Genomic DNA, 13,348 nt, shown 5'->3' on the forward strand with positions numbered 1-13,348 from the left:
CCCGGGGAAAGGTTGTCCAGGCGACCTTTTCTTACAGCTTGCCGCACAGGGGGTTCCGCCCGTCCGGGCGAACTTCTAACCTGAAGGGATAGGCCGCTGCCGGCCCCTCAGGAATCCATAATGTACAAAGACCTGAAATTCCCCGTCCTCATCGTCCACCGCGATATCAAGGCCGACACCGTAGCCGGCGAACGCGTCCGGGCGATTGCCCAGGAACTTAGCCAGGATGGCTTCACCATCCTCTCCACCGCCAGCTCCGCCGAGGGGCGCATCGTCGCTTCCACCCACCACGGTCTGGCCTGCATCCTGGTCGCCGCCGAAGGGGCGGGGGAGAACCGGCATCTGCTGCAGGACATGGTCGAGCTGATCCGCATCGCCCGGGTGCGCGCGCCGCAACTGCCGATCTTCGCCCTGGGCGAGCAGGTGACCATCGAGAACGCGCCGGCCGAGGCCATGGCCGACCTCAACCACCTGCGCGGCATCCTCTACCTGTACGAGGACACCGTGTCGTTCCTCGCCCGCCAGGTGGCGCGCGCCGCGCACAACTACCTCGACGGCCTGCTGCCGCCGTTCTTCAAGGCCCTGGTGCAGCACACCGAGCAGTCCAACTATTCCTGGCACACGCCCGGCCACGGCGGCGGCGTGGCCTACCGCAAGAGCCCGGTGGGGCAGGCCTTCCACCAGTTCTTCGGCGAGAACACCCTGCGTTCCGACCTCTCGGTGTCGGTGCCCGAGCTGGGCTCGCTGCTCGACCATACCGGCCCCTTGGCCGAGGCCGAGGCCCGCGCGGCGCGCAACTTCGGCGCCGACCACACCTTCTTCGTGATCAACGGCACCTCGACGGCGAACAAGATCGTCTGGCATTCCATGGTCGGCCGCGACGACCTGGTGCTGGTCGATCGCAACTGCCACAAGTCGATCCTCCACTCGATCATCATGACCGGCGCCATCCCGCTGTACCTGTGTCCGGAGCGCAACGAGCTGGGCATCATCGGGCCGATCTCGCTCTCCGAGTTCAGCAAGGAGTCGATCCAGGCCAAGATCGACGCCAGCCCTCTGGCCAAGGGCCGTGCGCCCAAGGTCAAGCTGGCGGTGGTGACCAACTCCACCTACGACGGCCTGTGCTACAACGCCGAGCTGATCAAGCGCACCCTGGCCGACAGCGTCGAGGTGCTGCATTTCGACGAGGCCTGGTACGCCTACGCGGCGTTCCACGAGTTCTACGCCGGGCGCTATGGCATGGGTACCGAGTGCGGCGAGAAGACCCCGCTGGTGTTCACCACCCACTCCACCCACAAGCTGCTGGCGGCCTTCAGCCAGGCCTCGATGATCCACGTGCAGGACGGCGGCGCGCGCCAGCTGGATCGCGAGCGCTTCAACGAAGCCTTCATGATGCACATCTCCACCTCGCCGCAGTACGGCATCATCGCCTCGCTGGACGTGGCCTCGGCGATGATGGAAGGCCCGGCCGGCCGTTCCCTGATCCAGGAGACCTTCGACGAGGCGCTGAGCTTCCGTCGCGCCCTGGCCAACCTGCGGCAGAATCTCAAGGCCGAGGACTGGTGGTTCAGCATCTGGCAGCCGCCACAGGCCGAGAGCGCGCAGACTGGCGACTGGCTGCTGCAGCCGAATGCCGCCTGGCATGGCTTCGGCGAGATCGCCGAGGACTACGTGCTGCTCGATCCGATCAAGGTCACCCTGGTGATGCCGGGGCTGTCCGCCGAGGGTGTGCTGGCCGAGTCGGGGATTCCCGCCGCGGTGGTCAGCAAGTTCCTCTGGGAGCGCGGCCTGGTGGTGGAAAAGACCGGCCTGTATTCCTTCCTGGTGCTGTTCTCCATGGGCATCACCAAGGGCAAGTGGAGCACCCTGCTCACCGAGCTGCTGGAGTTCAAGCGCCTGTACGACGCCAACGTGGCGCTAGTCGATGCGCTGCCCTCGGTGGCCCGCGAGGACGTGGCGCGCTACGCCGGCATGGGCCTGCGCGACCTGTGCGAGCAGCTGCATGCCTGCTACCGCGAGAACGCCACGGCCAAGGCGCTCAAGCGCATGTACACGGTGCTGCCGCAGGTGGCGATCAAGCCGGCCGATGCCTACAACCAACTGGTGCGCGGCGAGGTCGAGGCGGTGCCGATCGAACAGCTGGAAGGGCGTATCGCCGCGGTGATGCTGGTGCCTTACCCGCCGGGCATCCCGCTGATCATGCCTGGCGAGCGCTTCACCGCCGAGACCCGCTCGATCATCGACTACCTGCAGTTCGCCCGCACCTTCGATCGCCAGTTCCCCGGCTTCGATGCCGACGTGCACGGCCTGCAGAAACAGGAAGGCGGGCAATATGCGGTGGATTGCCTGAAGCTCTGAGAACCTGTCCAGGATCTCTTGATCGTCGGCCATGCTGCGTTGAAACAGGGCTCGGACTGCTCATTTACACCTCGTAAACTCCGCGTCCTCGCCCCGTTTCGCCTTGCCTGGCTCTAGTTCAAAAGATCCTGAGCAGATTCTGAGCCGCGCAGCGGCTGCCCACCTTCCTTCACAAGCGCCCCGGTCCGGGGCGCTTTGCCTTGCGCCAGCCGGCGCCGCTCCTCGGCCTGCAAGGCCCACTTGGCCCGCCCGGCTTTGCGGCCAAGCTCCAGCCAGATCAAACGCTTAACGAGAACAGGCAGAAATCCCTTGAGCTTTGGGAGCGTGGCCTCCATCACAGTGGCCAGCATCGACATTTATGGCACGCTTGTTATAGTTGGGCGGTTCGATCCATAACAATATTTTCTATGCGTGCCTGTGTGCGCCATGCTTTCGAGGATGTCTGGGTGTCCGACTACAAAGCCTTCCGTGTCGAATTGAGTGACAAGATCGCCCACGTACAGATCAATCGCCCGGAGAAGGTCAACGCGATGAACGCGGACTTCTGGAGCGAGATCGTCGAAATCTTCCAGTGGATCGACGACACCGACGAAGCCCGCGTGGTGGTGCTCTCCGGTGCCGGCAAACACTTTTCCTCGGGCATTGACCTGATGCTGCTGGCCCAGGCCGGCAGCCAGATGGGCAAGGACATCGGCCGCAATGCCGAAGCCCTGCGCCGCACCATCCTGCGCCTGCAAGCCTCCTTCAATGCCGTCGACCACTGCCGCAAGCCGGTGCTGGCGGCGATCCAGGGTTACTGCCTGGGCGGCGCCATCGACCTGGTCAGCGCCTGCGACATGCGCTATTCGACGGCCGATGCGCAGTTCTCGATCAAGGAAGTGGACATGGGCATGGCCGCCGACGTCGGCACCTTGCAGCGCCTGCCGCGCATCATCGGCGACGGCATGATGCGCGAGCTGGCGTACACCGGGCGCACCATCGACGGCGCCGAGGCGCTGCGCATCGGCCTGGTCAACCGCACCTACGCGAGCCAGGAAGAGCTGCTTGCCGGGGTGTTCGGCATTGCCCACGAGATCGCCGAGAAATCGCCGATCGCCATCCGTGGCAGCAAGCACATGATTCGCTACATGCGCGATCACCGCGTCGACGACGGCCTGGAGTACGTGGCCAACTGGAATGCCGCGATGCTGCAATCTGCCGACCTGCGCGTGGCCATGGCCGCGCACATGAGCAAGCAGAAAGCGCAATTTGCCGACTGATGCAGTACCAGCCTAGCGAGGTGCAGTAGACCTATGGTCACTGGAGCAACGTCCCTCAGCCTGGTGCGTGACGAACTGTTCACCACCATGGAAGAGACCGAACAGAATCTCGAGCATTTCATTGCCGAGCGGCACAACGGCAGCCTGCTGCAGCAAGCGGTGGAGAACCTGCAGCAGGTGCGCGGCACGCTCAATCTGATCGAGCTGACCGGGGCCGAGCTGCTGGCCCAGGAAGTACTGCAACAGGCCACCGACATTCCCGCCGGCGCCGGCGAGGAGCGCGACGCGCAGCTGGCCGCCCTGAGCAATGCGCTCTATGTGCTGCGCCGCTACCTGGAAAACGTCGACGCCCATCGCCAGGAAATGCCCGAGCTGCTGCTGCCGGCGATCAACGAACTGCGCCAGGCCGGTGCCCAGCCGCCCTTGCCGGAAAGCTTCTTCTTCAGTGTGCGCCTCGATCAGCCGCGCCCGCCGCGGGTGGTCTCGGCCGAGGTGGCGGCGGCCGATGCCCGCCGCCTGCGCCAGATGTACCAGGTCGGCCTGCTCGGCTTCATTCGCGAGGACAATCCGCACGCCGGGCTCAAGCTGATGCAGCGGGCTCTGGCTCGTCTCGACGGCCTGTTCGGCGACGAGGCCAGGGCACGCCTGTGCTGGATCGGCGCCGCGGCCGTCGAGGCTCAGCTGGATGGCCAGCTGCTGCCGCGCAAGTCGCGCAAGCAGCTGTTTTCCCGCCTGGATCGCGAACTCAGGCTGATCCTCGGCGGCGCCGCCTACGAGGCGCCGCGCAGCCTGCTCAAGGAATTGCTCTACCTGGTGGCCTTGGCCGGTAGCCAGGGCGAACAGGCCAGTGCGGTGCGCGAGGTGTTCGGCCTCAATGCGCTGCCGTTCACCGACCATCTGCTCGACGAGGAATACCAGCGCCTGTCCGGGCCGGGGCAGGGCGTGATGCGCTCGCTGTCGTCGGCGATCCGCGAGGAGCTGGCCAGCGTCAAGGACCTGCTCGATCTGATCGAGCGCGGCACCGCCCAGCCGGACAGCTTCGGCAACCTGCATGTGCAGCTCGGCAAGCTGGCCAAGACCCTCGGCATGGTCGGCCTGAGCTCGGCGGCCAATGCCCTGCAGGTGCAGTTGCCGGCTGTGGCGAGCTGGGGCGAAGACAGCCCGGCCGCCGTGCACGATCTGCACAAGCTGGCCGAGGCTGTGCTCTATGTGGAAAGCATGGTGGCCAGCCTGGAACGTGGTGAGCGCCACCAGCGCCCGGCGCCGACCCAACCGGGCGACGAGGGCGAGGCGTTTGCCGCGCACCAGCTGATCGAGGCGCGCATCGTGGTGGTCGACGAGGCCCAGGCCGGCCTGGCCCTGGCCAAGCGGGCGATCACCGCCTACCTGGAATCCAACGGCGAGAAACTGCACCTGGCCAACGTACCCTTCAGCCTGCAGGCGGTGCGTGGCGGTCTGTGGTTCCTCGGCCAGGAGCGTGCCGCCCGGCTGATCGGCGCCTGTGCCGACTACATCCAGGCACGCATGATCGAAACCCAGCAGATGCCCTCCGAGCAGATGCTGGAAACCCTGGCCGATGCCCTCAGCAGCCTGGAGTACTACCTCGAGGGTGGCGGCGTGCTGCGTGCGGAAACCAGCCCGAGCGTGCTCGACCTCGCCGAGGAAAGCGTGCGCGCCCTGGGGCTGCCGGTGGCGGCCTGATGTCCACGGGCTGGCAGACCACGCCGCCGCTGGATAACGCCCAGGCCGGTGGCTGGGCCCTGCTGCACTGCGCCCAGGGCTTTCTGGCCGATGGCAACGGCGTGCTGTTTCCCCGCGAATGGCTCAAGCGCCAGGATCTGCCGCTACAGGGCGAACAGGGCCTGGGCTACTTCAACGACGAAGCGGTCTGGCTGCTGCAGTTGCAGCAGCCGGTCGAACTGCCGGGCTGCCACTGGCAGGGCCTGCGCCAATTCATGCTGCAGGCCGACCAGGCGACGTTCCGCATGCTGGCGTTCGCCGAGCAGGTGGCGACCTGGGCCGTCCAGCACCGTTTCTGCGGGCGCTGCGGCGCGCCGACCCGCCAGGTGCCCGGCGAGCGCTGCATGCGCTGCCCGGACTGTGGCCTGGACAGTTATGCGCGCATTTCGCCGAGCATGATCGTGCTGGTCAGCCGGGGCGACGAAATCCTCCTGGCCCGCTCGCCGCGCTTCGTGCCCGGGGTCTACAGCACCCTGGCCGGCTTCGTCGAGCCGGGCGAATCGGCGGAGGAGTGCGTGGTGCGCGAAGTGCGCGAGGAAGTCGGCATCGAGGTGCGCAACCTGCAGTATCTCGGCAGCCAGGGCTGGCCCTTCCCGCATTCGCTGATGCTCGGCTTCCACGCCGAATACGCCGGCGGCGAGATAGTCCCGCAGGCCGACGAGATCGAGGATGCGCAGTGGTTTCATATCGAGCAGCTGCCGCCGCTGCCAATGTCGCGCTCGATCGCCCGCTACCTGATCGATCTCTATGTGGCCCGCCGCCTGGGGCAGCCGGAGCCGCAGCTGGCGCACTAGTCGAGTAGGGTGGATGGTGCTTTACCCATCCACCACAAGGCAGCCCAGCCTACGCCTGACCGAACCAGTGCTGCCAGGCCAGGCGTGCGGTCAGCGCCAACACCACCAGAATGAACACCGGACGGATGAACCTGGAGCCGCCGCGGATCGCCGTGCGCGCGCCGAGGAAGGCGCCGGCCATCAGTGCCAGGCCCATGCAGATGCCGAGCAGCCAGGCGACCTGGCCGGTGATGATGAACACCGTCAGGGCCATGGCATTGCTGACGAAGTTCATGCTGCGGGCCACGCCGCTGGCCCGTACCAGATCCAGCGGGTAAAGCAGCAGGGTACTGACCGTCCAGAAGGCACCGGTGCCGGGGCCGGCCACGCCATCGTAGAAGCCCAGGCCCAGTCCCTGTGGCCACTGGCGGCGCTGGGCAATGGGCGCATCCTGCTGGCCATGGGTCTCCGGCGTCTTGCCGAACAGCAGGTACAGGCCGCAACCGAACACCACCGCCGGCAGCATCTGGTTGAGCCAGGCGGCGGGCAGCCAGTGGGCCAGGGTCGCGCCGAGTGCGGCGCCGATGGCCGTGGCCAGCAGGGCATTGCGCCACTGGCCGGGGAAGAACAGCTTGCGCCGGTAGAAGGTGTAGCTGGCGGTGGCCGAGCCGAAGGTGGCGCACAACTTGTTGGTGCCCAGTACCAGGTGTGGCGGCAACCCGGCGGTGAGCAGAGCGGGGATGGTCAGCAGGCCGCCGCCGCCGGCGATGGCGTCGATGAAGCCGGCGGTGAAGGCGACCAGAGCGAGAATGGCCAAGGTGAGCGGGTCGACCCCCAACTCAAAAACAAAAGGCATAAAAAACTCGACGTGGATTCAATTGTGCGGGGCTGCGGCTGGCCGGTTGCCTGGCTGCTGCGCATAATGCCGGCAATTTCACGGATAAGGAATTGCACTCATGCAGTATGACGGCCTGGCCTGGTTCATTGGCCTGCTGGCGGTGCTGGCGTTGTTCATCGCCGCGCGCATCCTGCTGACGCGCAGCTGGTTCCTCGGCTGGTTGCGCGGCACCCTGGGCCTGGCCTTTCTCGGCCTGGCCGCCCTGGTCGGCGTGGTCGCCTATGACCTGCTCAGCTATGGCCCGCTGCCGGAAGGCAAGCCGCTGCTGACCCTGAGCTTCGCCGCCGATGGCCCGCAACGCTATCGGGTCAGCCTGCTGGAAGGCGGCGAGGAACGTGCAGTCACCCTGGAGGGCGACCTGTGGCAGCTCGATGCCCGTCTGCTGCGCTGGAAGGGCCTGGCCGCGCTGATCGGCCTGCAGCCGGGCTATCGCCTGGAAAAGCTCTCCGGGCGCTTCCTCGCCATCGAGCAGCAGGAAAGCGCGCGCTATGCCCAGGTCAGCCTGGCGCAGAGCCCCTACGGCATTGACCTGTGGCGCTGGCTGCGGCTGGGGCAGCACGACCTGTTCCTGTTCGACCCGCAGGCGGCGCGGGTGACGTACCTGCCGATTGCCGACGGGGCGATGTTCAGCGTCAGCCTGAGCCCCACCGGCTTGCTCGCCCAGCCGATGAACCAGGCGGCCAGCCAGGCGCTGAAAGACTGGCAGTAAAATCAGCGCAATGAAAAAAGGGACCCGAAGGTCCCTTTTTTGTGGCCAGCGTTTCCTCAGGAGAGGAAGCCGCCGTCCACGTTCAGCGCCACGCCGGTGGTGTAGCTGGAGGCTTCGCTGGCCAGGTACAGCACGGCGCCGGCCATTTCGCTGGGGGCAGCCACGCGCTTGAGCGGGATGCGCTGCAGGGCCAGGTTGAGGATGGCGTCGTTCTTGGTCAGGGCGGAGGCGAACTTGGTGTCGGTCAGGCCCGGCAGCAGGGCGTTGCAGCGGATGCCGAACTGCGCGCATTCCTTGGCGAAGACCTTGGTCATGCTGATCACCGCCGCCTTGGTCACCGAGTAGATGCCCTGGAATTCGCCCGGCGACACGCCGTTGATCGAGGCGACGTTGATGATGCTGCCACCACCGTTGGCCTTCATCAGCTTGCCGCCTTCGATGGACATGAAGTAGTAGCCGCGGATGTTGACGTCGACGGTCTTCTGGAACGCGCCCAGATCGGTGTCCAGCACGTTGCAGAACTGTGGGTTGGTGGCGGCGTTGTTGACCAGGATGTCGAGGCGGCCGAACTGCTCGCGGATGAAGGCGAAGACGTTGCTGATCTGCTCCATCTCGCCGATGTGACAGGCGATGGCGGTGGCTTTGCCGCCGTCGGCGTTTATCGCGTCGGCGACTTTCTGACAGTCGTCGATCTTGCGGCTCGACACGATCACGTGGGCGCCTTGCTGGGCCAGCAACTTGGCGATGGCCTCACCGATGCCGCGGCTGGCGCCGGAGACGAAAGCGATCTTGCCGTCGAGGTCGAACAGGTGGGTCTTGGACATTGCGATTACCTTGTCTGAGCCGGGTTAGAGAGTGGATTTGCCGATGACCTGCAGGCTCATCTGCTCCAGCAGCTTGTTCATGTGAACGAACTGGGCGAAGCGCTTGTCCTTGGTCTGGCCGTGGAAGAAGCGGTAGTAGATCTGCTGCACGATGCCGGCCAGGCGGAACAGGCCGTAGGTGTAGTAGAAGTCGAAATTGTCGATCTGCATGCCCGAGCGCTCGGCGTAGTAGTCGACGAACTCGCGGCGGGTGAGCATGCCGGGGGCATTGCTCGGCTGGCGGCGCATCAGTTGCACCGGCGCCGGGTCGGCCGCCTCGATCCAGTAGGCGAGGGTGTTGCCCAGGTCCATCAACGGGTCGCCGATGGTGGTCAGCTCCCAGTCCAGCACGCCGATGATCTGCATCGGGTTGGCCGGGTCGAGGATCACGTTGTCGAAGCGGTAGTCGTTGTGCACGATGCCCGGCTTGGCGTGGTCGGCCGGCATCTTCTCGCGCAGCCAGGCCTTGACCGGCTCCCAGGTCGGCGCATCGGGGGTCAGGGCCTTCTCGTAGCGGTCGCTCCAGCCTTCGATCTGGCGCTTGACGTAGCCTTCCGGCTTGCCCAGGTCGGCCAGGCCGCAGGCCTGGTAGTCGACGTTGTGCAGCTCGACCAGCTTGTCGATGAAACTCTTGCACAGTGCGCGGGTCTGCTCGGCGCTGAAGTTCAGCTCGGCGGGCATATCGGAGCGCAGGATGATGCCCTTGACCCGCTGCATCACGTAGAACTCGGCGCCGATCACCGACTCGTCGGTGCAGTGCACGTAGGCCTTGGGGCAGTAGGGGAAGCCGGCGTTGAGCTGATTGAGGATGCGGTATTCGCGACCCATGTCGTGCGCCGACTTGGCCTTATGGCCGAAGGGCGGGCGGCGCAGGACGAATTCCTGATTGGGGTATTCCAGCAGATAGGTCAGGTTCGAGGCGCCGCCCGGGAACTGGCTGATGCGCGGCTCGCCGGTCAGACCCGGGATGTGTGCCTTGAGGTAAGGGTCGATGGTGGCGGCGTCGAGCTCTTCGCCATCGCGAATACCGGTGGACTGGTCAGTAAGCGTCATGCTTATCCCTTCTGCTTATGATGGGTGGCACTAATTATTGGCTAATCTAATGTTGCCGCCTGGCTCTCACAAGCGCGGCGCAGCGTTATAGATGCGGGTGTTGCCCTGCAATCAAGGGCTCTGATTGCCGGCGCCAGGCGAAAAAAAACCGGAGTCAGACGACTCCGGTTTTCCTGTTGCTGCAACAGTCTAGACGCTTAGACCGGGAACAGCTCGGCCAGCTTCATGGCCAGCATCATGTCGCCTTCGGCGCGCAGCTTGCCGCCCATGAAGGCCTGCATGCCGTCGGTTTCGCCGGAAGCGATGCCGGCCAGGGTGGCGCTGTCCATGATCAGGGTGACGTTGGCGTTGGCATTGTCGCCTTGCTGCACGTCGCAGGTGCCGTCTTTGACGATCAGCGCGTAGTTCTCACCGTCTTCGATGTTGAACTGGAATACCAGGTCCAGGCCGGCAGCAGCGCTGGCGTTGAACTTGGACTTCATGGTGTTGATGGTGTCGGCAACGGAGCTCATGGTTTCTATCCTTTGTTATCGAGGGTTTCTGGCGGCCTTGCGGGCCGCAGTGGGCTGGAACTCAGCGATAGGTGATGAGTTCCGGCGCCTTCAACAGCTCCAGATGCACACGGCTGTTGAAGGAAGCCAGGGTCACCTCGCTGCCGCGGAACTGCAGGCGCGACAGCGAGGTGTTGACGATTTGCCAGTTGAGGTCGAATGCCTTGTGCGCGGGCACGCCGGTCAACAGGTGGAGCAAGGCGGTGATGGTGCCGCCGGAGGTGAACACGGCGATGTTCTGTTTACTGTCGGCCTGGGCCAGCAGGCGCTCGAGTCCGCCCTGTACCGCCGCGACGAAGCCTTGCCAGGTCTCGTGGCCGGGCTGGTCGTGCGCGCCGCTGACCCAGCGCTGGATGATGCGGGCGAACAGGCGCTGGAAGGCGGCGCGGTGGTCTTTCGGATTGCGCAGGATGTCGAGGGCGTCCGGCTCGTCCGGCAGCATGGCCGGTAGCAGGCCGCGGATCACCGCTTCGGCATCGAATTCGTTGAAGCCGGCATCGACTTCCAGTTCCGGCGCCGGCAGGCCGGCGGCGACGCAGCGCTGCAGGGCGGCGCTGGCGGTGTGCTGCTGGCGGCGCAGGGTGCCGCTCAGGCAGCGGTCGAAACTCAGGCCGAGATGCGCCAGGTGGTCGCCGAGGACTTCTGCCTGGCGCACGCCGGTAGGCGACAGCACGTCGTAGTCGTCGGCGCCGAAGGAGGCTTGGCCATGTCGAATCAGGTAGATGCTGCCCACTGCTGCAGTCGATCCCGGCGGGTTGAAGTTTCGCGAGGTTATGGGTAGAGCCGGGCCGCTGTCAACGAAAAAACATACGCTTGTTTGAATTCGCGCAAGACCGGCGACGCACGGCTTGGCGGCAGGGTAGCGCGGTTGTGCAGGCGGTGCGCAGGAATCGCCGGTCGTGGTCCGACTGGCGGGGCGCGGGCGAATGCGCGGTGGGTTCCGGCGCCTGCCGGCCGGCAAACTCAAATAGATATTTGCGCCACAGGACACTGCCCGCCGGCGTCGGTATGCTTGGGGCCGACAGGCGCCGTTGGCGGCCGCCCTGCATGCTACGAACGAGGGGGAGTTGTGGAGTTTCTGATGGATTATGCGGAGTTCCTGCTCCGCACCGTGACCCTGGTGGTCGCCGTGATCGTGGTGCTGACGGCTGTCGCAGCACTGCGCAGCAAGGGTCGCAGCAAGGGCAGCGGCCATCTCGATGTGCACAAGCTGAACGATTTCTACAAGGCCCTGCGCGAGCGGCTCGAGCATGCGCTGCTGGACAAGGCCGAGCTCAAGGCCCGGCACAAGGCCGCAGCCAAGCAGGCCAAGGCCGAGAAGAAGGCCGGCAAGCACAGGCCGCGGGTATTCGTGCTCGATTTCGATGGCGACATCAAGGCCTCGGCTACCGAACACCTGCGCCACGAAGTCACCGCGCTGCTGAGCATGGCCACTCCTCAGGATGAAGTGGTGCTGCGCCTGGAAAGCGGCGGCGGTATGGTCCACGGCTACGGCCTGGCCGCCTCGCAGCTGGCGCGTATCCGCCAGGCCGGCGTGCCGCTGACCGTGTGCGTGGACAAGGTGGCCGCCAGCGGCGGCTACATGATGGCCTGCATCGGCGACAAGGTGCTTTCGGCGCCCTTCGCCATCCTCGGCTCCATCGGCGTGGTGGCGCAGCTGCCCAACGTGCATCGCCTGCTGAAGAAGCACGACATCGATTTCGAAGTGCTGACCGCCGGCGAATACAAGCGCACCCTGACCGTGTTCGGCGAGAACACCGACAAGGGCCGGGAGAAGTTCCAGGAAGACCTGGAAACCACCCATGTGCTGTTCAAGAACTTCGTCGCCCGCTACCGCCCGCAGCTGGTGATCGACGAGATCGCCACCGGTGAGGTCTGGCTGGGGCTTTCCGCGCTGGACAAGCAGCTGGTCGACGAGCTCAAGACCAGTGACGAGTACCTGGCCGAGCGGGCCAGCGAGGCCGATCTGTTCCAGCTGCATTACGCCGAGAAGAAGAGCCTGCCGGAGCGTTTCGGTCTGGCAACCAGCGTGGCGCTCGATCGGGTGCTGCTGAACTGGTGGAACCGGCTCCAACAACAACGTTTCTGGTAAGGGAGGCTGCATGACTCAGTTCAAGGCGCTGCTGGTCAGCGAAGAGGAGGGCGCATTCCACGCCCGGGTGGTCGATCGCGACAGCGCCGAGCTACCTGCCGGCGACGTGCTGATCCGTGTGCAGTACTCCTCGCTCAACTACAAGGATGCGCTGTCGGCCAGCGGCAACCGCGGGGTGACCCGCAATTACCCGCATACGCCGGGCATCGATGCAGCCGGGGTGGTGGTCGAGTCGCGGGTGGCCGAGTTCGCCGCCGGCGACGAGGTCATCGTCACCGGCTACGACCTGGGGATGAACACCGCCGGCGGTTTCGGCCAGTACATCCGCGTGCCGGCGGCCTGGGTGATCAAGCGTCCGGTCGGGCTCAGCCTGCGCGAAGCCATGCTGCTGGGCACCGCCGGCCTGACCGCCGCCCTGTGCGTGGACAAGCTGGAGCAGGCCGGGCTGACGCCCGAGGCCGGGCCGGTGCTGGTGACCGGCGCCACCGGCGGGGTCGGCAGCATCGCCGTGGCGCTGCTGGCCCGCCTCGGCTACAGCGTGGCGGCCGCCACCGGCAAGGCCGAGCAGGGCGAGTTCCTGCGCCAGCTCGGCGCGCAGCAGATCGTGCCACGCAGCGAGCTGCAGGAAGGCGTCGACCGGCCGATGCTCAAGGAACGCTGGGCCGGCGCGGTGGACACGGTGGGCGGCGAGATCCTGTTCAATGTGGTCAAGTCGCTGCGCTATGGCGCCAGCGTGGCCTGCTGCGGGCTGACCGCCGGGGTCGGCTTCAAGGCCAATGTCATGCCCTTCATCCTGCGTGGGGTCAACCTGCTGGGGGTGGACTCGGTGGAGCTGCCGCTGGTGGTCAAGGCCTCCATGTGGGACAAGCTGTCGCTGCAGTGGAAACTCGGCAACCTCGAAGGCCTGGCCCGCGAGGTCGATCTATCGGCATTGCCGCAGGAGATCGAGCAGATCCTCGCCGGCAAACAGGTCGGTCGCGTGCTGGTCAATCTCGCCTGAATCGGTCCGGCGCATGCCGGGCCGGAAACGAAAAAGCCCCGCAGTGCGGGGC

General features: G+C 65.8%; 13 protein-coding genes. 7 read left to right on the forward strand and 6 right to left on the reverse strand.

Features of this window, described 5'->3' with window-relative positions:
* The first annotated feature begins 120 nt into the window (after positions 1-120).
* Entirely contained in the window at positions 121-2,358 is a 2,238-nt protein-coding gene (locus F3I62_RS10245; RefSeq protein ID WP_160489552.1) for an Orn/Lys/Arg decarboxylase N-terminal domain-containing protein, read from the forward strand.
* A 113-nt stretch (positions 2,359-2,471) separates the two neighbouring features.
* Here F3I62_RS10245 and F3I62_RS10250 read toward each other — a convergent pair whose 3' ends face one another.
* Positions 2,472-2,714: a hypothetical protein gene (locus tag F3I62_RS10250; RefSeq protein ID WP_160489553.1), complete on the reverse strand. Its 243-nt coding sequence runs from the start codon at positions 2,712-2,714 to the stop codon at positions 2,472-2,474.
* A 90-nt stretch (positions 2,715-2,804) separates the two neighbouring features.
* Between F3I62_RS10250 and F3I62_RS10255 the strand changes: the two genes are divergently transcribed.
* From F3I62_RS10255 to nudC, 3 genes are read left to right on the forward strand one after another with little or no spacing between them, the layout of a single operon-like run.
* Positions 2,805-3,617: a crotonase/enoyl-CoA hydratase family protein gene (locus tag F3I62_RS10255; protein WP_160489554.1), complete on the forward strand. Its 813-nt coding sequence runs from the start codon at positions 2,805-2,807 to the stop codon at positions 3,615-3,617.
* 33 nt (positions 3,618-3,650) lie between these two features.
* Positions 3,651-5,318, forward strand: coding sequence for a ferrous iron transporter B (locus F3I62_RS10260; RefSeq protein WP_160489555.1), 1,668 nt, complete (start codon positions 3,651-3,653; stop codon positions 5,316-5,318).
* The gene (gene nudC / locus F3I62_RS10265) at positions 5,318-6,151 is read left to right on the forward strand and encodes an NAD(+) diphosphatase (protein WP_160489556.1); all 834 of its coding nucleotides are present in this window, start codon (positions 5,318-5,320) and stop codon (positions 6,149-6,151) included. Before F3I62_RS10260 ends, nudC begins: the two co-directional genes overlap by 1 nt.
* A 49-nt stretch (positions 6,152-6,200) precedes the next feature.
* Here nudC and F3I62_RS10270 read toward each other — a convergent pair whose 3' ends face one another.
* A complete protein-coding gene (locus F3I62_RS10270; RefSeq protein WP_160489557.1) occupies positions 6,201-6,986 on the reverse strand; it encodes a TSUP family transporter in 786 nt (261 codons plus the stop codon).
* 100 nt (positions 6,987-7,086) lie between these two features.
* On the opposite strand from F3I62_RS10270, the gene F3I62_RS10275 reads away from it, so the two are divergent.
* Complete coding sequence (locus tag F3I62_RS10275) at positions 7,087-7,737, forward strand: hypothetical protein (RefSeq protein ID WP_160489558.1); 651 nt, start codon at positions 7,087-7,089, stop codon at positions 7,735-7,737.
* 56 nt (positions 7,738-7,793) lie between these two features.
* Here F3I62_RS10275 and F3I62_RS10280 read toward each other — a convergent pair whose 3' ends face one another.
* The 4 genes from F3I62_RS10280 to F3I62_RS10295 all read right to left on the reverse strand — a co-directional run bounded on the left by F3I62_RS10280 (position 7,794) and on the right by F3I62_RS10295 (position 10,937).
* Complete coding sequence (locus tag F3I62_RS10280) at positions 7,794-8,561, reverse strand: SDR family oxidoreductase (RefSeq protein ID WP_160489559.1); 768 nt, start codon at positions 8,559-8,561, stop codon at positions 7,794-7,796.
* 24 nt (positions 8,562-8,585) lie between these two features.
* Positions 8,586-9,653: a phosphotransferase family protein gene (locus F3I62_RS10285; protein ID WP_160489560.1), complete on the reverse strand. Its 1,068-nt coding sequence runs from the start codon at positions 9,651-9,653 to the stop codon at positions 8,586-8,588.
* Positions 9,654-9,850: 197 nt separating this feature from the next.
* Positions 9,851-10,165: an SCP2 sterol-binding domain-containing protein gene (locus tag F3I62_RS10290; protein ID WP_137972692.1), complete on the reverse strand. Its 315-nt coding sequence runs from the start codon at positions 10,163-10,165 to the stop codon at positions 9,851-9,853.
* A 61-nt stretch (positions 10,166-10,226) separates the two neighbouring features.
* Positions 10,227-10,937 (reverse strand): histidine phosphatase family protein, encoded by a 711-nt coding sequence (locus F3I62_RS10295; protein WP_160489561.1) that lies wholly within the window; start codon positions 10,935-10,937, stop codon positions 10,227-10,229.
* 336 nt (positions 10,938-11,273) lie between these two features.
* Between F3I62_RS10295 and sohB the strand changes: the two genes are divergently transcribed.
* Both sohB and F3I62_RS10305 read left to right on the forward strand, forming a co-directional pair.
* Entirely contained in the window at positions 11,274-12,296 is a 1,023-nt protein-coding gene (gene sohB / locus F3I62_RS10300; protein WP_160489562.1) for a protease SohB, read from the forward strand.
* A 10-nt stretch (positions 12,297-12,306) separates the two neighbouring features.
* Positions 12,307-13,296, forward strand: coding sequence for a YhdH/YhfP family quinone oxidoreductase (locus F3I62_RS10305; RefSeq protein ID WP_160489563.1), 990 nt, complete (start codon positions 12,307-12,309; stop codon positions 13,294-13,296).
* The last annotated feature ends 52 nt before the right edge of the window (positions 13,297-13,348 follow it).

This window comes from Pseudomonas sp. R-28-1W-6 (assembly GCF_009799925.1).
GTDB lineage: Bacteria > Pseudomonadota > Gammaproteobacteria > Pseudomonadales > Pseudomonadaceae > Aquipseudomonas.